This window comes from Pseudomonas lactucae (genome assembly GCF_036688725.1).
GTDB classification, from domain to species: domain Bacteria; phylum Pseudomonadota; class Gammaproteobacteria; order Pseudomonadales; family Pseudomonadaceae; genus Aquipseudomonas; species Aquipseudomonas lactucae.
The window spans coordinates 367256-392404 of sequence record NZ_JAQQPT010000001.1 but is presented as its reverse complement, the minus strand read 5'-3'; the positions used below and the strand labels follow the sequence as shown (position 1 = coordinate 392404).

At 61.1% G+C, this 25149-nt stretch carries 25 protein-coding genes, 1 tRNA gene and 1 pseudogene; 15 read left to right on the top strand and 12 right to left on the bottom strand.

The window, feature by feature from the left end; translation table 11 throughout:
* Positions 1–57: 57 nt before the first annotated feature.
* Positions 58–810 carry an ABC transporter substrate-binding protein gene (locus V6M90_RS01735; protein ID WP_003171091.1) on the bottom strand — a complete coding sequence of 251 codons (753 nt, stop codon included), beginning with the start codon at positions 808–810 and terminating at the stop codon, positions 58–60.
* Between the two features lie 13 nt (positions 811–823).
* Positions 824–1597, bottom strand: coding sequence for an ABC transporter ATP-binding protein (locus V6M90_RS01730; protein ID WP_003171092.1), 774 nt, complete (start codon positions 1595–1597; stop codon positions 824–826).
* Positions 1598–2150: 553 nt separating this feature from the next.
* Between V6M90_RS01730 and gabP the strand changes: the two genes are divergently transcribed.
* Complete coding sequence (gene gabP, locus V6M90_RS01725) at positions 2151–3542, top strand: GABA permease (protein ID WP_141063115.1); 1392 nt, start codon at positions 2151–2153, stop codon at positions 3540–3542.
* A 70-nt stretch (positions 3543–3612) separates the two neighbouring features.
* On the opposite strand, the gene V6M90_RS01720 is transcribed toward gabP, so the two are convergent.
* A complete protein-coding gene (locus V6M90_RS01720) occupies positions 3613–4026 on the bottom strand; it encodes a hypothetical protein (RefSeq protein WP_141063114.1) in 414 nt (137 codons plus the stop codon).
* A gap of 307 nt (positions 4027–4333) precedes the next feature.
* Here V6M90_RS01720 and relB point away from each other — a divergent pair.
* The 3 genes and pseudogenes from relB (at position 4334) to V6M90_RS01705 (ending at position 7308) form a co-directional block, all read left to right on the top strand.
* Positions 4334–4549 (top strand): annotated as a pseudogene (relB, locus tag V6M90_RS01715) (type II toxin-antitoxin system RelB family antitoxin).
* 98 nt (positions 4550–4647) lie between these two features.
* Positions 4648–5613 carry an arsenic resistance protein gene (locus V6M90_RS01710; protein WP_332845983.1) on the top strand — a complete coding sequence of 322 codons (966 nt, stop codon included), beginning with the start codon at positions 4648–4650 and terminating at the stop codon, positions 5611–5613.
* Positions 5614–5700: 87 nt separating this feature from the next.
* Entirely contained in the window at positions 5701–7308 is a 1608-nt protein-coding gene (locus V6M90_RS01705; protein WP_332845982.1) for an ArnT family glycosyltransferase, read from the top strand.
* A gap of 207 nt (positions 7309–7515) precedes the next feature.
* On the opposite strand, the gene V6M90_RS01700 is transcribed toward V6M90_RS01705, so the two are convergent.
* From V6M90_RS01700 to V6M90_RS01685, 4 genes are all read right to left on the bottom strand, one after another.
* A tRNA-Phe gene (locus V6M90_RS01700) sits at positions 7516–7591 on the bottom strand.
* Positions 7592–7694: 103 nt separating this feature from the next.
* Entirely contained in the window at positions 7695–7967 is a 273-nt protein-coding gene (locus V6M90_RS01695; RefSeq protein ID WP_003171098.1) for an oxidative damage protection protein, read from the bottom strand.
* A complete protein-coding gene (gene mutY, locus V6M90_RS01690; RefSeq protein WP_141063110.1) occupies positions 7964–9031 on the bottom strand; it encodes an A/G-specific adenine glycosylase in 1068 nt (355 codons plus the stop codon). Before mutY ends, V6M90_RS01695 begins: the two co-directional genes overlap by 4 nt.
* Positions 9028–11244, bottom strand: coding sequence for an AsmA family protein (locus V6M90_RS01685; protein ID WP_332845981.1), 2217 nt, complete (start codon positions 11242–11244; stop codon positions 9028–9030). The genes mutY and V6M90_RS01685 overlap by 4 nt, the downstream gene beginning before the upstream one ends.
* Before the next feature lie 322 nt (positions 11245–11566).
* On the opposite strand from V6M90_RS01685, the gene V6M90_RS01680 reads away from it, so the two are divergent.
* The 7 genes from V6M90_RS01680 to V6M90_RS01650 all read left to right on the top strand — a co-directional run bounded on the left by V6M90_RS01680 (position 11567) and on the right by V6M90_RS01650 (position 17286).
* Positions 11567–13228 carry an OFA family MFS transporter gene (locus tag V6M90_RS01680; RefSeq protein ID WP_003171102.1) on the top strand — a complete coding sequence of 554 codons (1662 nt, stop codon included), beginning with the start codon at positions 11567–11569 and terminating at the stop codon, positions 13226–13228.
* Between the two features lie 188 nt (positions 13229–13416).
* Positions 13417–14010 carry an imidazoleglycerol-phosphate dehydratase HisB gene (gene hisB, locus V6M90_RS01675; RefSeq protein ID WP_003218037.1) on the top strand — a complete coding sequence of 198 codons (594 nt, stop codon included), beginning with the start codon at positions 13417–13419 and terminating at the stop codon, positions 14008–14010.
* Entirely contained in the window at positions 14010–14648 is a 639-nt protein-coding gene (gene hisH, locus V6M90_RS01670; RefSeq protein WP_003171104.1) for an imidazole glycerol phosphate synthase subunit HisH, read from the top strand. The genes hisB and hisH overlap by 1 nt, the downstream gene beginning before the upstream one ends.
* Positions 14649–14906, top strand: a complete 258-nt coding sequence (locus V6M90_RS01665; protein ID WP_003171105.1) for a DUF2164 domain-containing protein — start codon at positions 14649–14651, stop codon at positions 14904–14906.
* A 39-nt stretch (positions 14907–14945) separates the two neighbouring features.
* Complete coding sequence (gene hisA, locus V6M90_RS01660) at positions 14946–15683, top strand: 1-(5-phosphoribosyl)-5-[(5-phosphoribosylamino)methylideneamino]imidazole-4-carboxamide isomerase (protein ID WP_332845980.1); 738 nt, start codon at positions 14946–14948, stop codon at positions 15681–15683.
* A gap of 9 nt (positions 15684–15692) precedes the next feature.
* Complete coding sequence (gene hisF / locus V6M90_RS01655) at positions 15693–16463, top strand: imidazole glycerol phosphate synthase subunit HisF (protein WP_003171107.1); 771 nt, start codon at positions 15693–15695, stop codon at positions 16461–16463.
* 67 nt (positions 16464–16530) lie between these two features.
* Positions 16531–17286 carry a substrate-binding periplasmic protein gene (locus tag V6M90_RS01650; RefSeq protein ID WP_141063108.1) on the top strand — a complete coding sequence of 252 codons (756 nt, stop codon included), beginning with the start codon at positions 16531–16533 and terminating at the stop codon, positions 17284–17286.
* A gap of 115 nt (positions 17287–17401) precedes the next feature.
* On the opposite strand, the gene V6M90_RS01645 is transcribed toward V6M90_RS01650, so the two are convergent.
* The 4 genes from V6M90_RS01645 to gpmI all read right to left on the bottom strand — a co-directional run bounded on the left by V6M90_RS01645 (position 17402) and on the right by gpmI (position 22600).
* Positions 17402–18175 (bottom strand): divergent polysaccharide deacetylase family protein, encoded by a 774-nt coding sequence (locus V6M90_RS01645; RefSeq protein ID WP_003171109.1) that lies wholly within the window; start codon positions 18173–18175, stop codon positions 17402–17404.
* Between the two features lies 1 nt (position 18176).
* A complete protein-coding gene (locus tag V6M90_RS01640; protein ID WP_003171110.1) occupies positions 18177–19490 on the bottom strand; it encodes a S41 family peptidase in 1314 nt (437 codons plus the stop codon).
* A gap of 30 nt (positions 19491–19520) precedes the next feature.
* On the bottom strand, positions 19521–20816 hold the full coding sequence (locus V6M90_RS01635; protein WP_017529552.1) for a murein hydrolase activator EnvC family protein: 1296 nt from the start codon (positions 20814–20816) through the stop codon (positions 19521–19523).
* A gap of 257 nt (positions 20817–21073) precedes the next feature.
* Positions 21074–22600 (bottom strand): 2,3-bisphosphoglycerate-independent phosphoglycerate mutase, encoded by a 1527-nt coding sequence (gene gpmI, locus V6M90_RS01630; protein WP_003171115.1) that lies wholly within the window; start codon positions 22598–22600, stop codon positions 21074–21076.
* 151 nt (positions 22601–22751) lie between these two features.
* Between gpmI and V6M90_RS01625 the strand changes: the two genes are divergently transcribed.
* From V6M90_RS01625 to secB, 3 genes are read left to right on the top strand one after another with little or no spacing between them, the layout of a single operon-like run.
* Positions 22752–23165, top strand: coding sequence for a rhodanese-like domain-containing protein (locus tag V6M90_RS01625; protein ID WP_003171117.1), 414 nt, complete (start codon positions 22752–22754; stop codon positions 23163–23165).
* 1 nt (position 23166) lies between these two features.
* Positions 23167–23421 (top strand): glutaredoxin 3, encoded by a 255-nt coding sequence (gene grxC, locus V6M90_RS01620; RefSeq protein ID WP_003171118.1) that lies wholly within the window; start codon positions 23167–23169, stop codon positions 23419–23421.
* Between the two features lie 35 nt (positions 23422–23456).
* Positions 23457–23936, top strand: a complete 480-nt coding sequence (gene secB / locus V6M90_RS01615) for a protein-export chaperone SecB (protein WP_003171119.1) — start codon at positions 23457–23459, stop codon at positions 23934–23936.
* A 120-nt stretch (positions 23937–24056) separates the two neighbouring features.
* On the opposite strand, the gene V6M90_RS01610 is transcribed toward secB, so the two are convergent.
* Complete coding sequence (locus V6M90_RS01610; protein WP_003171120.1) at positions 24057–24512, bottom strand: tRNA (cytidine(34)-2'-O)-methyltransferase; 456 nt, start codon at positions 24510–24512, stop codon at positions 24057–24059.
* Here V6M90_RS01610 and V6M90_RS01605 point away from each other — a divergent pair.
* Entirely contained in the window at positions 24511–24951 is a 441-nt protein-coding gene (locus V6M90_RS01605) for a hypothetical protein (RefSeq protein ID WP_332845979.1), read from the top strand. The genes V6M90_RS01610 and V6M90_RS01605 overlap by 2 nt on opposite strands.
* The last annotated feature ends 198 nt before the right edge of the window (positions 24952–25149 follow it).

Sequence of the window (25149 nt, the reverse complement as noted above, 5' to 3'; positions counted from 1 at the left end):
GCAGGCATTGCATAAAACCGGCGCGCCCAAGGGAGCGCGCCGGTCAGGTCGCTCAGGTCATTCGATGCTGAACGGGAAGTACTTGTCGTTGATTTTCTTGTAGGTGCCGTCTGCCTTGATCTCTGCCAGGGCTTTGTTCAGGCGCTCGCGCAGCGGGTCGCCCTTGCGTACGGCGATACCGATCTTGTCGCTTTCTACAACCGGGTCGCCCTTGAACTCGTAGGCGGAACCGTCTTTGCTCTTGAGCCATTCGTACTGCACGTACTTGTCGGCGAGGATCCCGTCGAGGCGGCCGGACGTCAGGTCGAGGTAGGCGTTTTCCTGGGTGTCGTACAGCTTGGCTTCAGTGTCCGGCAGCTTGTCTTCCAGGTAGCTACCGGCCAGCGTCGCACGTTGTGCGCCGATGACTTTGCCCTTCAGGTAAGCAGCGTCGGTCTTGAAGTCCGCTGTGGCTTTAGGTGCGATGAACTGGAGCTTGTTGGAGTAGTACGGGTCGGTGAAGTCAACGGCCTGTTTGCGCTCCTCGGTGATCGACAGCGAGGACACCAGGAAGTCGAACTTCTTGGCATTCAGGGCCGGGATAATGCCGTCCCAGTCCGACACATACACTTCGCACTTCTCGACTTTCATCTTGGCGCACAGGGCGTCGCCGATGTCCTTGTCGAAGCCCACGACGTTGCCGCTGGCGTCTTTGTTATTGAACGGCGGGTAGGCCGCTTCGATCCCCATCTTCAACGTTTCTGCCATGGCCGTGGCGCTGAACGCCATCGAGACGGCCGCGGCCAGAAGGAATTTTTTATAGTTCTGCATGCATGTTGCTCCGTTAGCGGTTGCTGGACATGAATTGTTTGCAGCGCGCCGAAAGCGGGTTTTCAAACACCTGCTGTGGCGATCCTTGCTCCTCGACCAGGCCTTGGTGAAGGAACACCACTTCACTGGACACCTGGCGGGCAAAGCCCATTTCGTGAGTGACCAGCAGCATGGTGCGGCCTTCTTCGGCCAGCGCGCGGATCACATTAAGTACTTCCTGGACCATTTCGGGGTCAAGGGCTGAAGTCGGTTCGTCGAACAGGATGACCTTGGGTTGCATCGCCAGGGTGCGCGCGATGGCCGCGCGTTGCTGCTGCCCACCGGACAGTTGAGCGGGATAGGCGTGGCGCTTGTCGGCGATGCCGACCTTGGCCAGCAGGGCTTCGGCCACTTCTATCGCCTCGGCCTTGCTCTGGCCGAGCACACGGCGAGGGGCCTCGATGATGTTGTCGAGGATGCTCATGTGCGGCCACAGGTTAAAGTTTTGAAACACAAAACCGATTTCGCTGCGCAGGCGGTTGATCTGCTTGCCGTCGGCGGCCATCAGCTCGCCGTTTTTCGCGGCCTTGAGCTTGAGCGCTTCGCCGGCCACCAGGATCTCGCCCTGGTGCGGGTTTTCCAGCAGGTTGATGCAGCGCAGGAACGTGGACTTGCCGGAACCGGAGGAACCCAGGATCGAGATCACATCGCCGTCGCGAGCGGTCAGCGAGATACCCTTGAGTACCTCCAGCTCACCATAGCGTTTATGCAAGTTGCGGATTTCAAGCGCGGGCGTGGCCTCGGCCATGTGCGTACCTCTTGTGTTCGTTGCGATCTGCGCTGTTGGGGCGCCTTCCTGGCGAGGCGCCAAGCTAGCATAGCGTCCGGATGACACCAACAGCGCCGCGGACGGTAAACAGACGGTGTGCGGCGGGGTGTCGCATCGACACAGCAGGGTGTCGCGCCATCAACAACCGAACAACCGTTTGAACCCGAGAAACCGCAGGCTTCGCGTAAAAAAGGGCGCGATGGTGCCAGCTTTGGCCGGGTGTTGGAAGGGTTAAACGGGCAAACGGTACCTATCGGCCCTTTTGTGGGGCGTCGCGCACGCTTTGTGTGTGTTTATGGTGCGCTTGTGCGTGTTGAATGTGGGTCGCCCGGTAACGAAATAGCAGAATGCCATTGTTCTCAATGACTTGCGATGACTGCTGAAATGTCCTACAAGCCTCGTCAATTGGGAGTTTGTAACATTTTGGCGCAAAACTTGCGTAAAAAATAAAGAACGCCCTGTTGGTTTCTTTTCACGATGAGGGTTCCACGCAGGGTGGACCGTTTTCGCAATTCCTCGCAAAGGTGTGTCAATGAGTAGTACGCAAAGCTCCAATGACCTCGAACAGGGGCTCAAACCGCGTCATGTCACCATGCTCTCGATTGCCGGCGTTATCGGTGCCGGCTTGTTTGTCGGCTCCGGCCACGCGATTGCCGCCGCCGGCCCTGCCGTGCTGCTGGCTTATGCCGCTGCGGGGACGCTGGTGGTCTTGGTCATGCGCATGTTGGCCGAAATGGCCGTGGCGTCGCCGGACACCGGTTCGTTCTCCACTTACGCCGACCGTGCGATCGGTCACTGGGCCGGTTTTACCATTGGCTGGCTGTACTGGTGGTTCTGGGTGCTGGTGATTCCCTTGGAGGCCAACGCCGCCGCGACCATCCTGCATGCCTGGTTCCCGGATGTGGCGATCTGGGCGTTCACGCTGGTCATCACCCTGCTGTTGACGGCGACCAACCTGTTCAGCGTGAAGAACTACGGTGAGTTCGAGTTCTGGTTTGCGCTGATTAAAGTCGTTGCGATCGTGGGCTTTGTGATCCTCGGCCTGGCGGCGATTTTCGGCTTTTTGCCCACCAGCCAGGTCAGTGGCGTGTCGCACCTGTTTGACACCCAGGGCTTTATGCCGAACGGCATGGGTGCGGTATTGGCGGCGATCCTGACCACCATGTTCTCGTTCATGGGTACCGAGATCGTCACCATCGCCGCGGCCGAATCGAAGAACCCGGGTCAGCAAATCACCAAGGCCACCAACTCGGTGATCTGGCGGATTGGCTTGTTCTACCTGCTGTCGATCTTCATCGTCGTGTCCCTGGTGCCGTGGAACGATCCGACCCTGGCGGCGGTAGGTTCCTACCAGACCGTGCTGGAACGCATGGGCATCCCGAACGCCAAGCTGATCGTCGACCTGGTGGTGTTGGTTGCTGTGACCAGCTGCCTGAACTCGGCGCTGTACACCGCGTCGCGCATGCTGTTCTCCCTTGGCCGTCGTGGTGATGCACCCGCTGTGGCCAAGCGCACCAATAAAAGCGGCACGCCGTATTGGGCGGTGATGCTGTCCACCGGCGCGGCGTTCCTGGCCGTGTTTGCCAACTACGTGGCACCGGCGGCGGTGTTCGAATTCCTGCTGGCCAGCTCCGGCGCCATTGCGTTGCTGGTGTACCTGGTGATCGCCGTATCGCAACTGCGCATGCGCCAGAAGCGTACGGCGGCGGGCGAGAAGATCGTCTTCAAGATGTGGCTGTTCCCCGGCCTGACCTACGCGGTGATGGTGTTCATCGTGGGGACGTTGACCTTCATGCTGTTCCAGGAAGCGCACCGGGTCGAGATCATTGCGACGGGGATCTTGAGCTTGCTGGTGGTGATGGCGGGGCTGTTTGTGTCGAGTCGCCGCAAGGCGCAGCGAGCGGGGGCTGCGGTACTCAACTGACGAAATGCGGTAAAAATGTGGGAGGGGCGGTGCGACGATTCGACTTGCCCCTCCCACAATTTGTTTTGCATCAGTCTGGCGAGTTGGTCAGTGCCTGGGACGCCGCCACGTAGTCCGCCTGGAACGCTGGCGATTCAATCCACGCCAGCGCCGCCGCTTCATCATCACTGTCCGTGGCCCATTGCCGATACTCGATCAGCGCCGCCAGGATAAAGTCGGTGGCTTCTTCTTCGCCTTCCTGTTCCAGCACCAGCGCCAGCAGCGGGTGGGCCAGGAATGCCGCGCACAACGCCTGTTGGCTGATCTCACCCGCGGCGCGCATCTCCACGAACAGCTCGGTCAAATCCACCGACTCAAGATCAATGCGGCTGTCATCGCCCGCGAAGGCATCCGGTTTGGGCGCAACGGCGCGTTGGGTGCGGTTCTGCTTGGCCTTGGTCTTGGCCCGTTGGGCACGTTTTTGCTGCTTGTTCGGCGAGGCCATGGGCTTGCGTCCTGGGGTGAAGGATCTGGGTGGGGTATTGAAGCGCAGGTTGGGGCAAATCCCAAGGGTTGCGGGTGTGTTTCGTCACACGCAGCCCTGTGTTTTGGTTTTATTTTTAGTACCAGTTAAGCGGTTTGCCAGCACTTGTCCGGGCTTTGGCAGGGTCATTAACCTTCGACGCTCGCGCCACTCGTTGGCGGGCCGTGGATCGTTCCGGCGCACGGCTTTGGCAAAACCTTACATCTGAGAGAAACGACAGCAAACCATGGACAGATTAGACTGGCAGGCATCCATTACGGAGGTCTCTATGAGCATCCCACTTTCTCCTATCGTTTCGGAATTTGAAACAGAAGAGCAGGCCGCAAGCTACGACCGTTGATTTAGGGCCAAGGTGCAGGCTTCAATTGATGATCCTCGTCCGAGTATTCCGCATGATCAGGTTATGGCTGAGATGCGCGCGCTGATCGAATCCAAGCGTAAAGAGCGTGATGCAAGTTGTTTGGCGGCCCGAGGCGCGGGCTGAACTCCGGGAGATCCTTCTGGCTTCGTCGACTATTTCGCTCGACCTTAAGTCAGTAGGCACATAGCCTCGCACTTTTGCGATACGCCAGAGCCCACTCCATGACCCGCGACACCCTCGAACACCACCAGATCCCCCTCTACTTCGTCACCGTCCTCCTGGCTGCCGTCGTTGGCCTGCTCGCGCCTTTATCGGTTCACACTCTCAGCGTATGGATCACGCCCGCCATTGCGATACTGATGTACGCGATGTTCCTGCAAATTCCCTTTCTGGACCTGCGTACAGGCTTGAGCAACAAGCGCTTCCTGTCGGCGTTGTTGCTCGCCAATTTCATTCTGGTGCCGGTGCTGGTGTGGGTATTGACCCGTGGCCTGGTGGCTCGCCCGGCGTTGCTGGTGGGGGCGTTGCTGGTGTTGCTGACGCCGTGCATCGACTACGTGGTGGTGTTCACTCACATCGGTAAGGGCGACTCGCGATTAATGCTGGCGGCCACGCCGTTGCTGTTGTTGCTGCAGTTGGCGTTGTTGCCGGTGTACCTGGGTTTGATGCTGGGGACGCAGTCGCAGGTAGTGGTGCAGGCGGGGCCGTTTATCGAGGCATTCGTGGCGCTGATTTTGCTGCCGATGGTGCTCGCGGTGCTGACCACTGCTCTGGCACGACGCTCGACGGTTATCAATGCCTGGAATGACGCGTGGGCCTGGTTACCCGTGCCCGCGATGGCGCTGGTGCTGTTCGTGGTCATCGGCTCCCAAATCACCTCGGTGGTGCGTGATATCGGCTTACTGATGCCGGTGATCCCGATTTATGTGGCCTTTGTGCTGCTGGCGCCATTGGTGGGAATGCTGGCTGCGCGACTGTTTGCGTTGCCGGCGCCCACGGCGCGTGCGGTGACGTTCAGTGCATCGACACGCAACTCGCTGGTGGTGTTGCCCTTGGCGCTGGCGCTGCCCGAAGACGTGCGCGGGCTGGCGGCGACGGCGGTGATCCTGCAAACCCTGGTCGAGCTGGTGGCCGAATTGATCTACATCCGCCTGATCCCGGTAGTGGTGTGGCCCTTAAAACGCTGAACCGGTAAATGTTCAAGCCTGTTCAGGCGCTGTTCAGGGACGTGGTCGGCAACATACGTCGGCGTTCTCCACCTGGCAGGTCAATCGATGGGTCACCACAACCGTTTTCGCCTCGAATCCCTGGGCATTTTCCTGTTTGCCTTGTTGCTGTTTACCTTGGGCATCTGGGATCAGCAGCCCCAGGGATTTGACGGGCGCTGGGCGCTGTTCATGCAGGAAATGTTTCGCCATGGCGCGAGTCTTTTCCCCACCACCTATGGGCAGCCTTACGCGGACTACCCTGGCACCGCGACCTTCCTCAGTTTTATATGTGCCCGCCTGTTCGGCGCGCCCAACCATCTGGCGAACGTGCTGCCCACCGCCCTGGCGTCCGCCGGGGTCGTCGCATTGATGTATCGCCTGCTGGTCCCGTCAAGTCGGCAGTGGGCGCTGTTCACTGTGTTGCTGACCCTGCTCACCACTCAACTGCTGGAAAAGTCGCGTTCGGTATGCCTGGACCAGATGGTGGCGTTGCTGTGTGTCGGCAGTTTCTACCTGCTGCACAGTGGTGAGCGCCTGGGTTCGCGGCTCCGGCGGTTGGCGGTGTTCCCGCTGTTCATCCTCGGCTTTGCGATACGCGGGCCGTTGGGGTTGATCGAGGTCTGCGGCGTGGTGTGCGTGTATTGGGCGCTGGGCAAGCCGGGGGAGCGAGTCAGGCAGGTGCTGATCCACGGTGTCGTCGGCCTGGTGTTGCTGGCGGCGTGTTGGTGGTTGTTGGTGAAGCTGGCGCGCATCAGCGGCGGCGAGGCGTTTGCCGATGAGGTGTTCAAGATGCAGGTCGGCGGGCGCCTGGATGAAAGCGGCGAGCCCTTCTACTTTTACTTTCAGTTGAGTCTGTATCGCTATTTCCCCGTGGTGCCCCTGGCACTGGCCACGCTGGTTGCCTTGCGCCATCGCTGGTCCGTGCGACACAGCGATGACGATGTGCAACGGGTGGTCAGGCTTGGCGCCTGCGGCTTGATGATCTTGCTCGGTCTGTCGGTGCCACACTTCAAGCGCGCTTATTACATCCTGCCGATGGTGCCGCTGTTTGCCGCTGTCGCCGCCTATGGGCTGCTGCAAGCGCAAGGCTGGCTCGTGGGCGTGCGTCGCTGCTACGAGGGCCTTGTCGCGGCGCTGCCGGCGTTGTGCGTGGTTGTGGTGTTTGTGTGTCGGCACGGGTGGCAAAAGCACGGTTACTGGCCGGACGTTTCGCTGCCGTTGTTGATTGGCGTACTGGTGGTGTTGCAAGTGTTGGCGTTGATTGCCTGGCACCGGGCGGGGCGGCTGGTGTGGCTCAGCTTGATCGCATTGGTGGCGCAATGGCTGCTGCTGGTGAGCGTGGTCGAGCCGGCCAAGGATCTACAGTTCGACACCCGCACCTTTGTCAGCCAGGTGGAGACGTTGCGCCAGGCACAGCCGGGGCCCCTGGTGTTTATCAACCTCGGTCGCGATACCTGGGCGGTGCGCTACATGATGAACCTGGACCATGATGAGCAGCCGCTGTTTGTCGGCGGCAACCAGCTTGAGCGATTGGACGCTGTGCCGCGGCCGGCCTGGGTGATTGTGGCGCGCAAGGAGACCGCGCTGTTGAAGGGCACGCCCGTTGAGCATCTGGTGCCAAGTTTTGAAGGGCGGTTGAACGACAATCCGCTGATGGTGTTTTTGCTTGAGTAAGCGATGAGTATCTCTAACTGCGCGGAGCGTTATCTCAAAAAGCCTATGCCGCAGCCCTTGCGGCATAAGGCACGAGAGGATGGGAAGTGAATTCATTATCTCAAAATCGCCGCTTGGACAAGTCAAATCCCGGACAACAAAAAACCCGCACTAGGCGGGTTTCTTGTGTGCTTTCAGGTGTGCTTGGCATCACCTGAAAACGAAAGGTGGTGCCCAGAGACGGAATCGAACCGCCGACACGGGGATTTTCAATCCCCTGCTCTACCGACTGAGCTATCTGGGCAACGGGGCGCATTAAACGGGTTTTTCAGGGGGTCGTCAAGCAAGTTTTCAAAAAATATTTAATTATTACCGTCGCTTACGTGCCGACCCCGGTTTTTGATCAATTATTGAGCAGGTGGCACGTAGCCTTCGGCTTGGGCGTAATCCTCGCCGGAAAAGAACTTGTCCATCTCGCCTGCCAGGTATTTACGATCTTCGGCGTTCATCATGTTCAGGCGTTTTTCGTTGATCAGCAGGGTCTGGTGTTTCAACCAGTCGCCCCAGGCTTTGGCAGAGACGTTGTCGTAAATGTCCTGGCCCTTGGCGCCCGGGTACGGAGGGCGTTCCAGTCCTTCCAGTTCTTCTTTGTACTTGCGGCACATTACGGTGCGGGTCATGGCGAAACTCCTGCGTTCAATACATCGGCCGCGCGCTTCAGCAGTTTTTTCACCGGGGCGGCAAGGCCCAGGCGCGGCGGGGTGGCGAGGTTATACCAGAGCCAGTCGGCCTCGGCCACGTGAAGGGCGGTTTCCTCGACCCGCACCAGCCAGGGTTCGATGGCCAGTTGGAAGTGGCTGAAGGTATGGATCAGCCCCGGCAGCTCCTGGTGCTTGCCCAGTTCGAGCGCGTGCTGGTCGGCGAGGTGATCGAGGTCTGCCAGGTCGTCCAGTTCGGGCAGGCTCCACAAACCGCCCCACAGCCCCGTGGACGGGCGCCGATAAAGCAGGATCTCGCCGTCGGCATTGGCCAGCATCGGCATCAGCGTGCGTTTCTGCGGGATGGTCTTGCGCGGCTTGGGGATCGGGTAGCGCGTCTCCAGGCCGAGCATGTGGGCTTCACAGCCTTTTTCCAGCGGGCACAGCAGGCAGCTGGGTTTGCTGCGGGTGCAGAGCGTGGCGCCCATGTCCATCATCGCCTGGGTGTAGGCGTTGACCCGATCATGGGGCGTGAAGCGTTCTGCGGTGGCCCACAGCTGTTTGGCCACCTTGGGCTCGCCTGGGTAGCCTTCTTGCGCGGTAAAGCGCGCCAGTACGCGCTTGACGTTGCCGTCGAGGATCGGCGCGCGCAGGCCCATGCTCAGGCTGGCGATCGCGCCGGCGGTGGACAGGCCGATGCCGGGTAATTCGGTGAGCTTTTCCACATCACGGGGAAACTCGCCGCCGTATTCGGCCACGATGATTTTTGCGGTCTTTTGCAGGTTGCGCGCCCGGGTGTAGTAGCCCAGGCCGGTCCATAGGTGCAGCACTTCGTCTTCCGGTGCGGCGGCCAGGGCTTCGACCGTTGGCAGCGAGGCCATGAAGCGGTCGAAGTAATTGAGCACGGTGCTGACCTGGGTCTGTTGCAACATGATCTCCGACACCCACACCCGATAAGGCGTGATGCCCTGTTGCCAAGGCAGGTCGTGGCGGCCATGGCGGTCGTACCAGTCCAGCACCGCCGTTGAAAACTGCTCGTTTCTCATCGTTTGAACAGGCCTTTCAAAGCATCTTTGAGCTGTGGGTTGACCTTGTCGAGCTTCTCTTCCAGCTTGTCGCTGAGCTTGTTGCCGGCGGCCTTGAGCGCCACCTGGCTCAAGCCGTCCTTATCCAGGCGGCAGGCCTTGGCGCCCAGCTCCAACGGGCCGCGGCAGCGCAGCGGTACTTCGATGTCGCGGAAGTTGGCGCCCACTTCACAGGCCGGGTCCGGCACTTCGCGCTGGTCGCCTTCGACGATGATGCCGATGCGGTAGTCCATGCCCAGCACGCGCAGGTCGACGTCACCGTTGCCATTGACCGCCAGCCCTGGGATGCGCACTTTCAGGTCGGGGTTGTTGGCCACGCCGTTGCGCAACGTCAGGTTGCCCTTCAACTCCTGGAATGGCGTGTCTTTGCCGCGCTGTTCGCCGCTCAAGGTCTTGCGGTTGAGCATGGCGATGCCAGTGCACAGTTGCTGCTCAAGGTTGGCGTTGAGCAACACGCCGTTGTTGATCGCAAAACTGGCGGTGCCGTTGAGGCTGTCGATCAGTGCCTTTTGACTATTGCCACGGCCGGTCAGGTTGCTGTCGAGCGTGACCTGGCCTTTGACCGGCGGCGTTTGCCCCTGGGCTTGCAGGATGCGCTCGATCGGTACTTGCCTGATGCGGCTTTGCAGCGCCAGTACCGGTACGTCCTGGCGCACATCGAGCGTGCCGTTGGCCTGGAACGTACCGTCGTAGAGGCCGCCGCTGAGCGTGTCGAGCTTGAGCTGGCCATTGATGCCGGATGCTTTGAGCACCGCATTCTGGATCGGCAGTTTGCTCAGCGTCAGTTGGCCGAAGGCCAGATCGGCGTCTACGTCCAGCTTGCGCAGGTGCGCCAGCGGTAGCAGCTTGTCGGTGCTCCAGGCGCTTTTGGTCGGTGCATCCGGCAGCGGTGTGGTGCCGCCGGCCGCCATGGCGCCGGCTTCGCTGTTCTGCACTTCGGCCTGGCGCGCAGCGGTTGCGCCCTTGGCGGATTCGGATTGCGCCGGCAGATAGTTGTCGGCGTTGAACGTGTCGCCCTTGAGCTGCACGCGCAATGACTGCTTGGCAAAGTCGTCCACGGCCACGCGGCCGGTGAAGGTGCTGCCGTCGAGTTTCAGGTTCAGGTCCTCCAGGGCCACGCTGGTCGGCGTGCCCTTTAGGCGGCTGACCAGTTCGACCTTGCTCAGGCTGCCCTCGGCCATCGGCGGCAATGGGCTGCCGATGCTGTCGAGGAACTTGGCCAGGTCGAACTGGGCAATGGACAGGGCGCCGCTGAGCTGCGGGGTCTTGTCCAGGTCGTTGACCTTCAGTTCACCCAATGCGCGCAGTTGGTTGGCCGAGAGCTTCATGTTGGTCCATTCGGCGATATTGGCCGCCTGGTCCACCAGCAACTGGCCCTGGGTGGAGAAGGTGACGGTCTTGCCTTGCAGCGGCTCGCCGGTGGCTTCACCACTGATGCGCATGTCTTCGAACTGGTAACGCTTGAGGGCACGCTGGATGCGCAGGTTGCCGTTGAGCTCGGTCTTGACGCGCATGACCGGCTGGTTGCTGCCGAAGAAGGCGGTGAGTTTCACCGGGATGCTTGCGCCTTCATGCACGGCGCCTGTGCTCAGCTGGATGCTTTCGGCGCTGAACTGCTTGCCGGTCTGCTCGTCGTTGTATTCGATGCGGGCGTTGTTGATCGTCAGGCTGTCGATATCCAGGCGGATCGGCTGGGCGGGCTTTTCCGGCTTGGTTTCAGCAACCGGTTCCGCAGGAGCTGGCGCGGGGGCACCCGCCGTGGCGTCGGGTACGTTCTTGCCGATGTCTTCCCAGTTGCCATGACCCTGCTTGTCGCGGGTGAGGCGCAGGTTCAGGCCTTCGACGCGCACGTCGCTCATCTGCACTTCGCGGCGTAGCAGTGGCAGTACGCGCACTGAAAGGCCGAGCATTTGCAGGTCTGCGAAAGGTTGGGTCGGGGCGGTCAGGGTGGCCACGCTGGCTTCATGCAGCTCGAGGCCGAGCCAGGGGAACAGGCTCCAGCCGATGTCGCCATTGAGCGTCAGCTCGATGTGGGCCTTGTCGCGGGCAATCTGGCGAATCTCTTCTTTGTAGTCGTTGGGATCGAACAGGTGGGTCAGGGCAAAGCCGAGAGCCACGATGATCAGCAACAGCCCGAGAAGTACCAGACCCAGGATTTTGCCGAACGCTTTCATGGGCGAGTCCTTGTATGTCGATTTCAAAAATTAGCCGCAGAGTATAACGCCCGACGGCCTTCGTCAGTTCACCGATCGTTACATTGTATCCACGCCAGGCGGAACGGGAATTTGACGTCAATAAAAACAAAAAACCGGAAAAGTGATGGCATTTTGGTTTTTTTGGCGTTCTCAAATGCTAATCTCTGCGCGTTCGTCCGCCTTCTGCGACCTATCGTCGCGCCAAAATGGAGTTTCACTCAAAAAAACGGCCACGCTTTGCGTGCAAGGCCGAGGGAGAGAGCGCCTGACGAACAACGACTAATAACTGGGGGAAACATCAATGAGCACCAGCACTGCGACGGGTCACACCGCCGAGCAGCCTGCGTTCCTGTCCAAGGAGCGCATTATCGCCAAGCCAGGGTTCAACCGCTGGCTGGTTCCACCGGCCGCCCTGGCCATCCATCTGTGCATCGGCATGGCCTACGGTTTCTCGGTGTTCTGGTTGCCGCTGTCCAAGGCACTGGGTATCACCGCGCCCGTGGCCTGCGCGCCGGACATGGGTTTTATCGCGCAGGTTTTTTCGTCCCAATGCGACTGGCCCATCTCCATGCTGGGCTGGATCTACACCCTGTTCTTCATCTTCCTGGGCTGCTCGGCAGCGATCTGGGGCGGCTGGCTGGAACATGCCGGACCACGCAAGGCCGGTGTTGTGTCGGCGCTTTGCTGGTGCGGCGGCCTGCTGATCTCGGCGCTGGGGATCTATACCCACCAGATCTGGCTGATGTGGATCGGCTCCGGCGTGATCGGCGGTATCGGTCTGGGCCTGGGCTATATCTCGCCGGTGTCGACCCTGATCAAGTGGTTTCCGGACAAGCGCGGCATGGCCACCGGCATGGCGATCATGGGCTTCGGCGGCGGCGCAATGGTAGGCGCGCCCCTGGCTGCGGCGCTGATGGGGCACTTCGCTTCGCCGACCAGCGTGGGCGTATGGCAGAGCTTCCTGGTGATGGCGGCGATCTACTTCGTGTTCATGATCGGCGGCGCGCTGTCCTACCGCGTGCCACCGACCGGCTGGAAGCCTGAGGGCTGGAGCGCGCCGGCGAAAAAAGCCAGCAACGCGATGATCACTCACCGTCACGTGCACGTGAACGTGGCCTGGAAAACCCCGCAGTTCCGCCTGGTTTGGCTGGTGTTGTGTCTGAACGTGTCGGCCGGTATCGGTATCCTCGGCATGGCTTCGCCGCTGCTGCAGGAAGTGTTCGGCGGCAAGCTGCTGGGTGTGGATGTGCCGTTCGGCCAACTGGACGCCGGGCAGCTTGCATCCATTGCTGCCATCGCGGCGGGGTTCACCGGTCTGTTGAGCCTGTTCAACATCGGTGGCCGGTTCTTCTGGGCGTCGTTCTCCGACTATCTGGGGCGTAAAAACACCTACTTTGTGTTCTTCGCCCTGGGCTTTGCCCTGTACGCGCTGATCCCGAACCTCGGTCACCTGGGCAACGTAGCGCTGTTCGTGGCGGCGTTCTGCATCATCCTGTCGATGTACGGCGGTGGTTTTGCGACCGTCCCGGCCTACCTGGCCGACCTGTTCGGTACCCAGATGGTGGGCGCGATCCACGGCCGCCTGCTGACCGCATGGGCCGCGGCGGGTGTGCTGGGCCCGGTGCTGGTGAACTACCTGCGTGAATATCAATTGAGCATCGGCGTCGAACGCGCCGCGGCCTATGACATCACCTTGTACATCCTCGCCGGCCTGCTGGTGCTGGGTTTCATCTGCAACCTGCTGGTGCGCCCGGTGGCCGACAAGTACTTCATGACCGATGCGGAACTGGCCGCCGAGCAAGCGCTGGGCCATGACAAAGGCGCTGACGCCACTACCGTGCTGGAGTGGAAAGCCTCTGCCGGCAGCAAGCCTTTGGCGATTGCCGCCTGGCTGGTGGTGGGTATTCCGTTGGCGTGGGGTGTGTGGGTGACCCTGCAGAAGACCGCGGTACTGTTCCACTGACATCAAGAGTGGGAGGGGCTTGCCCCCCTCCCACCTTGGATGTGTGGAGTTTTCATCAGTCGGTCCCACCTGTATGCACATGTCTATCCCCGACACTCCATCAGTCTTATCCCCTTCGATGTTTCTGTTTAGCGCCCGCGCCCCTATAATGGCTGCCTTTTTCGCCCAATGATTTTGCGGAGCTGGTGATGGCCGAACGTAAGGCGTCCGTCGAGCGCGACACTCTGGAAACCCAGATCAAAGCCTCGATCAACCTGGATGGCACCGGAAAGGCCCGATTTGATATCGGTGTTCCTTTTCTTGAGCACATGCTGGACCAGATCGCCCGTCACGGGCTGATCGACCTGGATATCGTCAGCAAGGGCGACCTGCACATCGACGACCACCACACGGTGGAAGACGTGGGCATCACCCTCGGCCAGGCATTTGCCAAGGCCATCGGCGACAAAAAAGGCATCCGTCGCTACGGCCACGCCTATGTCCCGCTGGACGAAGCGCTGTCGCGTGTGGTCATCGACTTCTCCGGCCGTCCAGGCCTGCAGATGCACGTGCCCTACACCCGCGCCACCGTGGGCGGCTTCGACGTCGACCTGTTCCAGGAATTCTTCCAGGGCTTCGTCAACCACGCACTCGTCAGCCTGCACATCGACAACCTGCGCGGCACCAACACCCACCACCAGATCGAAACCGTGTTCAAGGCTTTCGGCCGCGCCCTGCGCATGGCTGTGGAGCTGGATGACCGCATGGCCGGGCAAATGCCCTCGACCAAGGGCGTTCTGTAATGCAGACGGTCGCGGTTATCGATTACGGCATGGGTAACCTGCACTCGGTGGCCAAGGCCCTCGAGCACGTAGGTGCCGGCAAGGTGCTGATCACCAGCGATGCCAAGGTGATTCGCGAAGCCGATCGCGTGGTATTCCCGGGCGTTGGCGCGATTCGCGATTGCATGGCCGAGATCCGCCGCCTGGGCTTTGACAGCCTGGTGCGCGAAGTCAGCCAGGACCGCCCGTTCCTCGGTATCTGCGTGGGCATGCAGGCCCTGCTCGACAGCAGTGAAGAGAACGCCGGCGTCGACTGCATCGGCCTGTTTCCGGGCCAGGTGAAGTTTTTCGGCAAGGACCTGCATGAAGACGGCGAACACCTGAAAGTCCCGCACATGGGCTGGAACGAGGTCAGTCAGACAGTGGACCATCCGCTGTGGCACGATATTCCGGACCTGGCGCGCTTCTATTTCGTACACAGCTACTACATCGCCGCCGGTAATCCGCGCCAGGTGGTGGGTGGCGGGCACTACGGCGTCGACTTTGCCGCCGCGCTGGCCGACGGTTCGCGCTTCGCCGTGCAGTTCCACCCGGAGAAGAGCCATACCCATGGCCTGCAATTACTGCAGAACTTCGCCGCCTGGGATGGTCGCTGGTAAATGGCCCGCAAACCGAAGCAGCCGATCTTGCGCCTCACCCCCGAACAGGAGAGTGAGGCTACCCTCAAGATCAAGCGTTTCATGGAAGACCGCTTCGAACTCAAGTTGGGCTCGTTCGAGGTCGCGGAGATTCTCGACCTGTTCACCCACGAAGTGGCGCCGCATTATTACAACAGGGCGATTTTCGATACGCAGACGCTCCTTAAAGAAAGGTTCGAAAGCATCGAAAGCGACCTGTGGTCGCTTGAGAAACCCTGATTTTCCAAGCATTGCTGAATATCGAATAAGGTTTGCCAGATGCTGATTATCCCCGCTATCGATCTCAAGGACGGCGCCTGCGTACGTCTGCGCCAGGGCCGTATGGAAGATTCCACGGTGTTCTCCGATGACCCGGTGAGCATGGCCGCCAAATGGGTGGAAGGGGGCTGCCGTCGCCTGCATCTGGTGGACCTGAACGGCGCTTTCGAAGGCCAGCCGGTCAATGGCGAAGTGGTCACCGCGATTGCCAAGCGCTACCCGAACCTGCCGATCCAGATCGGCGGCGGTATCCGCTCCCTGGAAACCATCGAGCACTATGTGAAAGCGGGCGTGAGCTACGTGATCATCGGCACCAAGGCGGTGAAAGACCCTGCCTTTGTCGCCGAGGCGTGCCGTACATTCCCAGGCAAAGTGATTGTCGGCCTGGACGCCAAAGACGGTTTCGTCGCCACCGACGGTTGGGCTGAAATCAGCACCGTGCAGGTCATCGACCTGGCCAGGCAGTTCGAAGCCGACGGCGTGTCCGCCATCGTTTATACCGACATCGCCAAAGACGGCATGATGCAGGGCTGCAACGTACCGTTCACCGCTGCGCTGGCGGCGGCGACGAAGATTCCGGTGATCGCTTCCGGCGGCATCCACAACCTGGGCGACATCAAGTCGCTGCTGGACGCCAAGGCACCCGGCATCATCGGCGCCATCACCGGCCGCGCGATCTACGAAGGTACCCTGGACGTCGCGCAAGCCCAGGCTTACTGCGATGCCTACAACGGCTGAGGACTGACCATGGCGCTGGCCAAACGCATCATCCCTTGCCTGGACGTCGACAACGGTCGCGTGGTCAAGGGCGTCAAGTTCGAGAACATCCGTGACGCCGGCGATCCGGTGGAAATCGCCCGTCGCTACGATGAGCAAGGCGCCGACGAGATTACCTTTCTCGACATTACCGCCAGCGTCGACGGCCGCGATACCACGTTGCATACCGTCGAGCGCATGGCCAGCCAGGTGTTTATCCCGCTGACCGTGGGCGGTGGCGTGCGCACCGTGCAAGACATCCGCAACCTGCTCAATGCCGGCGCGGACAAGGTCTCGATCAACACGGCCGCTGTATTCAACCCGGAGTTTGTTGGCGAAGCCGCGCAGCACTTCGGCTCGCAGTGCATCGTGGTGGCCATCGACGCCAAGAAAGTCTCGGGTCCGGGTGAAACCCCGCGCTGGGAAATCTTCACCCACGGCGGGCGCAAACCCACCGGCCTGGACGCAGTGGAGTGGGCGATGAAGATGGAAGGCCTGGGCGCCGGTGAAATCCTGCTGACCAGCATGGACCAGGACGGCATGAAGAACGGCTTCGACCTGGGCGTGACCCGCGCTATCAGCGATGCGCTGGGCATTCCGGTGATCGCCTCCGGGGGTGTCGGTAACCTGCAGCACCTGGCCGATGGTGTCATCGAAGGCCACGCCAGCGCGGTGCTGGCGGCGAGTATTTTCCACTTTGGCGAATACACCGTTCCCGAGGCAAAAGCCTACATGGCGGCGCGCGGTATCGTCGTGCGCTAAACGCCGCTGGACACCATGGCAAGTGCGCGGCACTCTCTGCGCTTGCCATGGATTCCGGTAACTTTTCATGTTCAAACAGCTGCTGCTCGCCCTCGCCAGTACCTCCGTGCTCATGGCCGGTACTGCCCACGCCGAAGAACCGTCTGACACCACCCTGGTGTTGCTGACGGAAAATTTCCCGCCCTACAACATGGCAAAAAACGGCAAGAACTTCGCCAAGGACGAGAATATCGAAGGCATCGCCGTGGACATCGTGCGCGAGACCTTCAAGCGTGCCGGCATTTCCTACAACCTCACCCTGCGTTTCCCCTGGGAGCGAATCTACAAGCTCGCCCTGGAGAAACCCGGCTATGGCGTATTCGTGATGGCGCGTCTGCCGGATCGTGAAGCGCTGTTCAAGTGGGTCGGCCCCATCGGTCCGGATGACTGGGTGCTGCTGGCCAAGGCCGACAGCACGCTCAAGCTCGATGACCTGGAGCACGCGCGGGGCTACAAGATCGGCGCCTACAAGGGCGATGCCATCGCCGAGAGCCTGGAGAAACAGGGCCTCAACCCGATAGTGGTGTTGCGCGACCAGGACAATGCGCAAAAGCTGCAGGATGGCCAGATCGACTTGTGGGCCACGGGCGATCCTGCCGGGCGTTACCTGGCGCGGCAGGTGGGTGTGACGGGGCTCAGGACGGTGTTGCGGTTCAACAGTGCCGAGCTTTACCTCGCGTTGAACAAAGAGGTGCCGGACGAATTGGTGACCAAGCTTCAGGCTGCGCTGGATGAGTTACGCAAGGACGGCCGGGTAGACGAGATCATGGCTAACTACCTGTAAACGCGAACCACTGTGGTGAGGGCGCTTGCTCCCGCTGGAGTACGCAGCGCTCCCAACATTCTTGGGGGCCGCTACGCAGCCCAACGGGAGCAAGCTCCCTCGCCACAGTGGTTGGTCAGCGATACGCGCCATTTTTACCGTGTGCGGTCATGGCCTGATTGCTGCGCACACTGATCATCAGCTTGATATCAATCCACTCCACGCCCTGCGCCTTGAGTTTGGGCAACTCGCGCTCCAGTACCGCCAGGGTTTGCGGGTAGGGGTGGCCGATCATCACGGCCGAGCCCTGCTTGTGGGCGAGCTTGATCGCCGTCTGCAACTGCGTGGTGATTGCCGCTTCGGTACGTTCGTCGTCCAGGAACACATCTCGCGAGACACTGGCCAGGCCGATCTTCTGTGCCTCGGCGGCGGCCACGGTTTGTGCGCTGGTGCGGCTGTCGACGAAGAATTTGTGGCGTCGTTGCAGCTCGGCCATCAACCAGGCCATGGCAGCCGGTTGTGCCGTCATGCGGCTGCCCATGTGGTTGTTGATGCCGGCGGTGTAGGGCACCGCGGTGAAGGCGGCGTCCAGGCGTTTGCCCAGGTCTTCGACAGACAGCTCGGGGTGCCAGGCGAACGGCCCGGTGGCCGGGTCCATGGGCATGTGCAGGATCACGATCTTGCCGGCCTTGTGGGCTTCGCGGGCGAATTCGGCGGCGTGGGGTGTGTCGGGCATGATCGCGGTGGTGACAGGCCCGGGCAGGGCCAGCACGCGCCGGTCCCGTGGCAGGTTTTGCCCCAGGTCGTCGATGATCAAGGTGAGGTAGGCTTTATGAGGCTCGCCGGCCGGGGTCGCGTGGGCGACTCCGGCCAGGCTGCACAGCACAGCGATGATCAGGGCAACGCGCATATCAACGGCTGCGCGTGATGCTCAGGCCCTTGAGCAGGCTCAGCGCCTGGGCCAACTGATAGTCATCGTCCTGCGGCATCGGCTTGGCTTTCGCGCCGCTGCCGGTCGGCTGGTCGGCGCCGCCGTTGCCATTGCCCAGGTGACCTTGCAGGTCCGCCTCTTTGTAGTATTCGCTGTCGATCTCGTTGGTGATCTTGGCCTTGCGTACTTCGATGTCCGGCACGATGCCCTGGGCCTGGATCGAGCGGCCATTCGGCGTGTAGTACAAGGCGGTGGTGATCTTCAGCGCACGCTCGTTGTTCAGCGGCAACACGGTTTGCACCGAGCCTTTGCCGAAGCTGGTGGTGCCCATCAGCACGCCGCGTTTTTGATCCTGCAGTGCGCCGGCGACGATTTCCGAGGCCGAGGCGCTGCCGCCGTTGATCAGCACCGCCAATGGCACGTTTTCGCTGAGGTCGTTGCCGGTGGCCGAGAAGCGTAGCTCGGAGTTGGCGATACGGCCCTTGGTGTAGACGATCAGGCCTTTGGTGATGAAATGGTCAACCACTTCCACCGCCGATTGCAGTACGCCGCCTGGGTTGTTACGCAGGTCAAGCACCAGGCCGCTGAGTTTCTTGCCGTTGTCCTTGCGCAGCTTGGCCAGGGCCTTGGCCACTTCGTCGCCGGTCTTGACCTGGAACTGGGTAATGCGGATGTAGCCGTAGCCCGACTCCAGCAGTTGGCTCTTCACGCTCTTGACCACGATGGTCGCGCGGGTCAGCGTCACGTCAAACGGGTTGCCGCCGTCGCGCACCAGGGTCAGGGTGATTTTCTGGCCGATCTTGCCGCGCATCTTGTCGACGGCTTCGGTCATGGTCTGGCCGCGGGTCGGCTGGCCGTTGATCTTGACGATAAAGTCACCGGCCTGGATGCCGGCCTTCGACGCCGGAGTATCGTCGATCGGCGACACGACCTTGATGTTGCCGTCTTCGGCGCCGACTTCAATGCCCAGGCCGCCGAATTCACCGCTGGTGCTTTCCTGTAGCTCGGCGAAGTCTTCCGGGCCCAGGTAGGCGGAGTGCGGGTCGAGGTTGCTGAGCATGCCCTTGATGGCATTTTCCAGCAGGGTCTTGTCGTCTACGGGTTCGACATAAGCTGCCTTGATCCGGTCCATGACCTCGGCAAAGGTGCGCAGTTCGTCCAGCGGCAACGGTGCCTTGGTGGTCGCGGCAGAGGCGGCTGCAGCCGGGGCGGCCTGATCGGCAAAAGCCAGCGGCGCGCCGATCACCAGGGCGATCGTCAGGGCCAGCGAAGTGAGGCGGGACAAATGCAGCATGTCGAACGAACTCCTAATGTAGATGAGACCCTATCCTTGGGATCTGCACCATTGTGCAGGGTCGCTCGGGCGGCCCTGCTGACGAATAGCGAAGTACAGCGCCGGGGTGTCCTGGCCGCCACTGTTACCGACAGTGGAGATGGATTCACCGGCTTTTACAACATCACCTGCCGACTTGAGCAATGTCTGATTGTGGCCATAAAGGCTCAAATAGCCATTACCGTGGTCGAGAATCACCAACAAACCGGCGCCCCGCAGCCAATCGGCAAATACCACGCGCCCACCGTGGACGGCATGCACCTGGCTGCCGGCGGAGGCGCTGATCATCACCCCATCCCACTTGGCGCGGGTGTCATCGCCACGGGTTTCCCCAAAGCGTGCCAGCAATCGACCATCAACTGGCCATGGAAGTTTGCCTCGCGCTGAAGCAAATGGGCCGCCGAAGGACTCGCCAGCGCTGGAAACCAGCGGGCCAGGGGCTGAATGTGCCGGTTTACGCGGTGCCGGAGCATCCGTGGTGGCTGCCAGTTCGGCCTCACGCTGGCGCTTTTTTTCGGCTTCCTGCTGGGCGATCAGCGCTTTTTGTCGCGCTTCTTCTGCCTCACGTGCCTGGCGCGCCAGGGTTTCTTCGATGGTCTTGAGCACTTTGGCCAGGTCGGCCTGGTCCTGCTCGCGGGCCTGGAGCTTGGCGTCGCGGGCTTTTACGTCATCGTTGAGCTTGGCCAGGGCCAGCTGACGTTCCTTGCGGACCTTGTCGAGTTCGTCGCGCTGGGTGTCGAGGGCGCTTTTCTGGTCCTGCAACTGCGATTGCTGGTTGGCGATCTCCTGCTCGACATTGACCAACTGGCGCAGCGTCTCGTTGAAGCTTTTGAGTTGCTCCAGACGGGCCTTGCTCAGGTAGTCGTAGTAGGTCAGGGTGCGCGCGAATTTTTCTGGGTTCTGCTGGTTGAGCAGCAGCTTGAGGTATTCCTGGCGGCCGCTCTGGTAGGCGGCGCGGGCCTGGATCGCGATCAGGCGTTGCTGTTCAACGCGTGCGCTCTGGAGTTTTTTTTTCTCAGCGTCGAGTCGCTCCAGTTCCGACTCGCTCTTCTTTAGTTCTTTTTGCAGCTCCTGGACCTGCTTCTCCAGCTTGCCCATTTCGGTTTCCGTGCCGCGCAGGTCTTTCTGCACCCCGGATTTTTCTTCCTGGAGCTTGCCGAGCAGTTTTTTCAGCTCGGTAATGTCCTGACGCGTAGCGTCCAACTGTTGTTGGGTTTGTGCGCGCTCATCGGCAAACGCCGGTTGAAGCAGGCAGACAAGAGCAAGGGTAATCAAGGCGCGAAGCATAGAGGCGGGCGACACCAGGGAAAGGGACGGCCTAGTATGCCCGCCAAGCGCGGCAAAAAAAACGCCCAATTGGGGCTGGCGGGCAAGTTAGGTGCCGAGTGGCGCAGGTATGGCAAAAAGACATCTATCAAACACTGAGCTCCAGTGTGGGAGAGGGCTTGCCCCCATAGCGGCTGATCAGTCAACTTCATCAGTGACTGACACACTGCCATCGGGAGCAAGCCCCCTCCCACACTGTTTTATGGTGTGTTTTGGATTTAGACCAGAATCGAAGTACCCGTCATTTCCACCGGCTTCTCCAACCCCATCAGCATCAACATGGTCGGCGCCACATCCGCCAGCACGCCGCCGTCACGCACTTTGAAATCGCGCTTGCCGACATAGATGAACGGCACCGGCTCGGTGGTGTGGGCGGTGTGGGCCTGGCCTGTGGATTCGTCGGACATCTGCTCGCAGTTGCCATGGTCAGCGGTGATCAGCGCTTCGCCGCCGACTTTTTCCAGGGCGTCGGCGATGCGGCCGACGCACAGGTCCAGGCACTCCACGGCCTTGATCGCGGCTTCCAGGTTGCCGCTGTGGCCGACCATGTCGCCGTTGGCGTAGTTGACCACGATCACGTCATAACGCTGGTGCTCAATGGCATCGACGATCTTGTCGGTAACCTCCGGGGCGCTCATTTCCGGCTGCAAATCGTAGGTGGCGACTTTTGGCGACGGGATCAGGATGCGTTCTTCGCCCGGGAACGGTTCTTCACGCCCGCCTGAGAAGAAGAAGGTCACGTGGGCGTATTTTTCGGTTTCGGCGATGCGCAGTTGGGTCTTGCCGTTTTTCGCCAGGTAATCGCCCAGCACGTTGTCCAGGCTGCCGGCTGCGAACGCGGCAGGCGCCGGGATGCTGGCGGCATATTGGGTCAGGCCTACGTATTGGACTTTTGGCTGGCGCGCGCGCTCGAACTCCTTGAAGCCGTCTTCGACAAACACGCGGCTCAGCTCGCGGGCACGGTCGGCGCGGAAGTTCATGAACACCACGGCGTCGCCGTCTTCGACTCTTACCGGCTCGCCGATGGTGGTCGCCTTGACGAATTCATCGCTCTCGCCGCGGGCATAGGCGGCTTCCAGGCCTTCCTGGGCGGTAGCGGCGTTGAATTCGGCCTGGCCGTCGACGATCAGGTTGTAGGCTTGGGATACGCGGTCCCAGCGGTTGTCGCGGTCCATTGCGAAGTAGCGGCCCACGATGCTGGCGATGCGGCCTTTGCCCAGGGCGGCGAAGGTCGCGTCGAGCAGTTCGATGGACGATTGCGCGCTTTTGGGCGGCGTGTCGCGGCCATCGAGAAAGGCGTGCAGGTAAATTTTATCGGCACCGCGCTTGAAAGCCAGTTCGGCCATGGCCACCAGATGGTCCTGGTGACTGTGTACGCCGCCGTCCGACAGCAGGCCCATGAAGTGCACGGCCTTGCCGGCGGCCACGGCTTTATCCACCGCCGCGCAAATGGTCGGGTTCTCGAAGAACTCGCCATCGCGGATCGCTTTGGTCACGCGGGTGAAGTCTTGATACACCACTCGTCCGGCGCCGAGGTTCATATGGCCGACTTCCGAGTTGCCCATCTGGCCGTCCGGCAGGCCTACGTCCATGCCGGAACCTGAGATCAGCCCGTTGGGCACGGTGGCCGTCAAACGGTCCAGTACCGGCTTGCGCGCCGCGTAGACCGCGTTGTCGTGGTGGCTTTCACTGTGTCCGAAGCCATCGAGAATTATCAGGACCAAAGGTTTAGGCGTAGTAGTCATAGATCCTCTCGCGGCGGTAATAAAGGAAGGCAATTGAAAAGGGAGTGGCAGTTTAAAGCGAAGTTCCGACCACGTCACCGCTTTACGGGGGTTGGCCCCCCCTGACGGCTGTGTATACTTACCGCCATTTTAACGCCCTGGAACCTCCTTGATGGTTGATCACCTGATTGCATTTGCCACTGCCCACTATCTGCTCGTGGGTGCCTTCGTCATCCTGCTGGCGCTGCTGATCGCTCACGAGATGAGCCGTGGTGGCCGCAGCCTGAGCACATCGGAGCTGACCGCGCTGGTCAACAAGGATGAGGCCATTGTCGTGGACATCCGCCCCGCCAAGGATTTCGCCACCGGCCATATCGTCGGTGCGCTGAACATTCCCCAGGACAAGCTGATCGCGCGCTTGCCCGAGCTGGAAAAGCACAAGGCCAAGACCATCATCCTGGTCGACGCCCAGGGCCAGCACGCCGGCACCCACGCCCGCGAAATGCTCAAGGCCGGTTTCACCGCCGCCAAGCTGTCCGGTGGTGTCAGCAGCTGGCGCGCCGATAACCTGCCGCTGGTGAAGTGATATGAGCCAGGTCGTCGTGTATTCCAGCGATTGGTGCCCTTACTGCATGCGGGCCAAGGCCCTGCTTGAGAAAAAGGGCGTTGCCTTCGAAGAGATCAAGGTCGACGGCAAACCCCAGGTGCGCGCCGAAATGGCCCAGAAGGCTGGCCGCACGTCGGTGCCGCAGATCTGGATCGGCACTCGGCATATCGGTGGTTGCGATGACCTGTTCGCCCTGGAGCGCGCCGGTAAACTGGATGCGCTGCTGTCCGCCTAACCCCTTAAAGACCCCAAGATAAAGAAGGATCTGCGATGACTGATCAACAGAACACCGAAGCAGCGCAAGACCAAGGCCCACAGTTCTCGCTGCAGCGCATCTATGTGCGTGACCTGTCGTTCGAAGCGCCGAAAAGCCCGGCCATCTTCCGCCAGGAATGGACCCCAAGCGTTGCGCTGGACCTGAACACCCGCCAAAAAGCCCTGGAAGGCGACTTCCACGAAGTGGTGCTGACCCTGTCGGTCACCGTCAAGAATGGCGAAGAAGTGGCCTTCATCGCTGAAGTACAACAGGCCGGTATCTTCCTGATCCAGGGCCTGGACGAAGCCTCCATGAGCCACACCCTGGGCGCGTTCTGCCCGAACATCCTGTTCCCGTATGCTCGTGAGACCCTGGACAGCCTGGTCACCCGTGGCTCGTTCCCGGCATTGATGCTGGCGCCGGTGAACTTCGATGCCCTGTACGCGCAAGAGCTGCAGCGCATGCAACAGGAAGGTTCGTCGACGGTTCAGTAAGTCGATGCGGTAAAAAATGTGGGAGGGGGCTCGCTCCCGATAGCGGTGTACCAGTCACGTCAGTGTCGGCTGGCAACCCGTCATCGGGCGCAAGCCCCCTTCCACATTTTGCTATGTGCGTTATTTGAAACCGAGTTGGCGCCAGCCTTCGTAGACGGCGACGGCCACGGTGTTGGACAGGTTCAGGCTGCGACAACCCTCGCGCATGGGCAAACGCAGGCGATGCCCATCGGGCAGGGCGTCGAGCACTTCGGCCGGCAGTCCGCGGCTCTCGGGGCCGAACAGGAAGGCGTCGCCCTCGGCAAAGCTGGCATCATGGAACGGCCGCGAACCCTTGGTGGTGAAGGCGAACAGGCGCGGGTGGCCCAGGCTTTCCAGGCAACTGGCCAGGTCGGCGTGGCGCTTGAGCGTGGCGTACTCGTGGTAGTCGAGCCCGGCGCGGCGCAGGCGCTTGTCGTCCATGTCAAAGCCCAAGGGCTCGATCAAGTGCAGGTGGCAGCCACTGTTGGCGCACAGCCTGATAACGTTGCCGGTATTCGGCGGAATTTCTGGTTGAAAAAGGATGACGTGAAACATGCACGGCTCCGAAGGCAAAGATGCGCTGCATTCTACCCCTGAAGACGACCCAAGGCCGAAGCTATTGCCCAAGGTCATGGGCTCCTTGGCAATTGTCGGCCTGATGGTGGGCTTGATGATCGGCCGCCTGACCATCCCCGACCCCGTGGAGCTGCAACAACTGGAGGCGGTGACGGACGGCGTGGTGGTGTGGTTCAACCGCGAGCCTGAACTGCACGGCGAACACATCGACGGCACGGTGGCGCTGCTGTTCGACGCCCAGGGCAAGGCCGCCAGTGGGCAACTCAAGGTCAATGACAAGGACATGAACTGGCGCATTCGCAAGACCGATGGTGGCTTGCTGCTGAACCTGGTGGCGGCTCGGCCATTGCGCGGGGCGTGGAAAGGCGAGGAGGTCGATGACCGTTGGCGGTTGGAGATCCATCTCCAGGAGCAATAAAAGAGGGAGTTCCCGGCCTGCCTGTACCAGGGCTCCCAAAACGGGGTGAAGCCAAGGGCTTCGGTGTTAAAGAGGGAATTCCCGGCCTGCCTGTACCGAGGTTCCCCAAAGCGGTGTGGAGCGCGACGCGGTTCGCATCAAGCACCCCGGGTGTAAAGAGGGGGATTCTCGGCCTGCCTGTATCAAGGTCCCCAAAAC

Coding starts and splice junctions, on each gene's coding strand:
- grxC (WP_003171118.1), top strand. CDS start 23,167: ATGAGCCAGGTCGTCGTGTATTCCAGCGATTGGTGCCCTTACTGCATG.
- V6M90_RS01635 (WP_017529552.1), bottom strand. CDS start 20,816: ATGCTTCGCGCCTTGATTACCCTTGCTCTTGTCTGCCTGCTTCAACCG.
- hisF (WP_003171107.1), top strand. CDS start 15,693: ATGGCGCTGGCCAAACGCATCATCCCTTGCCTGGACGTCGACAACGGT.
- V6M90_RS01665 (WP_003171105.1), top strand. CDS start 14,649: ATGGCCCGCAAACCGAAGCAGCCGATCTTGCGCCTCACCCCCGAACAG.
- gabP (WP_141063115.1), top strand. CDS start 2,151: ATGAGTAGTACGCAAAGCTCCAATGACCTCGAACAGGGGCTCAAACCG.
- mutY (WP_141063110.1), bottom strand. CDS start 9,031: ATGAGAAACGAGCAGTTTTCAACGGCGGTGCTGGACTGGTACGACCGC.
- V6M90_RS01605 (WP_332845979.1), top strand. CDS start 24,511: ATGCACGGCTCCGAAGGCAAAGATGCGCTGCATTCTACCCCTGAAGAC.
- hisH (WP_003171104.1), top strand. CDS start 14,010: ATGCAGACGGTCGCGGTTATCGATTACGGCATGGGTAACCTGCACTCG.
- V6M90_RS01685 (WP_332845981.1), bottom strand. CDS start 11,244: ATGAAAGCGTTCGGCAAAATCCTGGGTCTGGTACTTCTCGGGCTGTTG.
- V6M90_RS01710 (WP_332845983.1), top strand. CDS start 4,648: ATGACCCGCGACACCCTCGAACACCACCAGATCCCCCTCTACTTCGTC.
- V6M90_RS01735 (WP_003171091.1), bottom strand. CDS start 810: ATGCAGAACTATAAAAAATTCCTTCTGGCCGCGGCCGTCTCGATGGCG.
- V6M90_RS01625 (WP_003171117.1), top strand. CDS start 22,752: ATGGTTGATCACCTGATTGCATTTGCCACTGCCCACTATCTGCTCGTG.
- V6M90_RS01610 (WP_003171120.1), bottom strand. CDS start 24,512: ATGTTTCACGTCATCCTTTTTCAACCAGAAATTCCGCCGAATACCGGC.
- V6M90_RS01720 (WP_141063114.1), bottom strand. CDS start 4,026: ATGGCCTCGCCGAACAAGCAGCAAAAACGTGCCCAACGGGCCAAGACC.
- hisA (WP_332845980.1), top strand. CDS start 14,946: ATGCTGATTATCCCCGCTATCGATCTCAAGGACGGCGCCTGCGTACGT.
- secB (WP_003171119.1), top strand. CDS start 23,457: ATGACTGATCAACAGAACACCGAAGCAGCGCAAGACCAAGGCCCACAG.
- V6M90_RS01705 (WP_332845982.1), top strand. CDS start 5,701: ATGGGTCACCACAACCGTTTTCGCCTCGAATCCCTGGGCATTTTCCTG.
- V6M90_RS01730 (WP_003171092.1), bottom strand. CDS start 1,597: ATGGCCGAGGCCACGCCCGCGCTTGAAATCCGCAACTTGCATAAACGC.
- V6M90_RS01640 (WP_003171110.1), bottom strand. CDS start 19,490: ATGCTGCATTTGTCCCGCCTCACTTCGCTGGCCCTGACGATCGCCCTG.
- gpmI (WP_003171115.1), bottom strand. CDS start 22,600: ATGACTACTACGCCTAAACCTTTGGTCCTGATAATTCTCGATGGCTTC.
- V6M90_RS01650 (WP_141063108.1), top strand. CDS start 16,531: ATGTTCAAACAGCTGCTGCTCGCCCTCGCCAGTACCTCCGTGCTCATG.
- V6M90_RS01680 (WP_003171102.1), top strand. CDS start 11,567: ATGAGCACCAGCACTGCGACGGGTCACACCGCCGAGCAGCCTGCGTTC.
- V6M90_RS01695 (WP_003171098.1), bottom strand. CDS start 7,967: ATGACCCGCACCGTAATGTGCCGCAAGTACAAAGAAGAACTGGAAGGA.
- V6M90_RS01645 (WP_003171109.1), bottom strand. CDS start 18,175: ATGCGCGTTGCCCTGATCATCGCTGTGCTGTGCAGCCTGGCCGGAGTC.
- hisB (WP_003218037.1), top strand. CDS start 13,417: ATGGCCGAACGTAAGGCGTCCGTCGAGCGCGACACTCTGGAAACCCAG.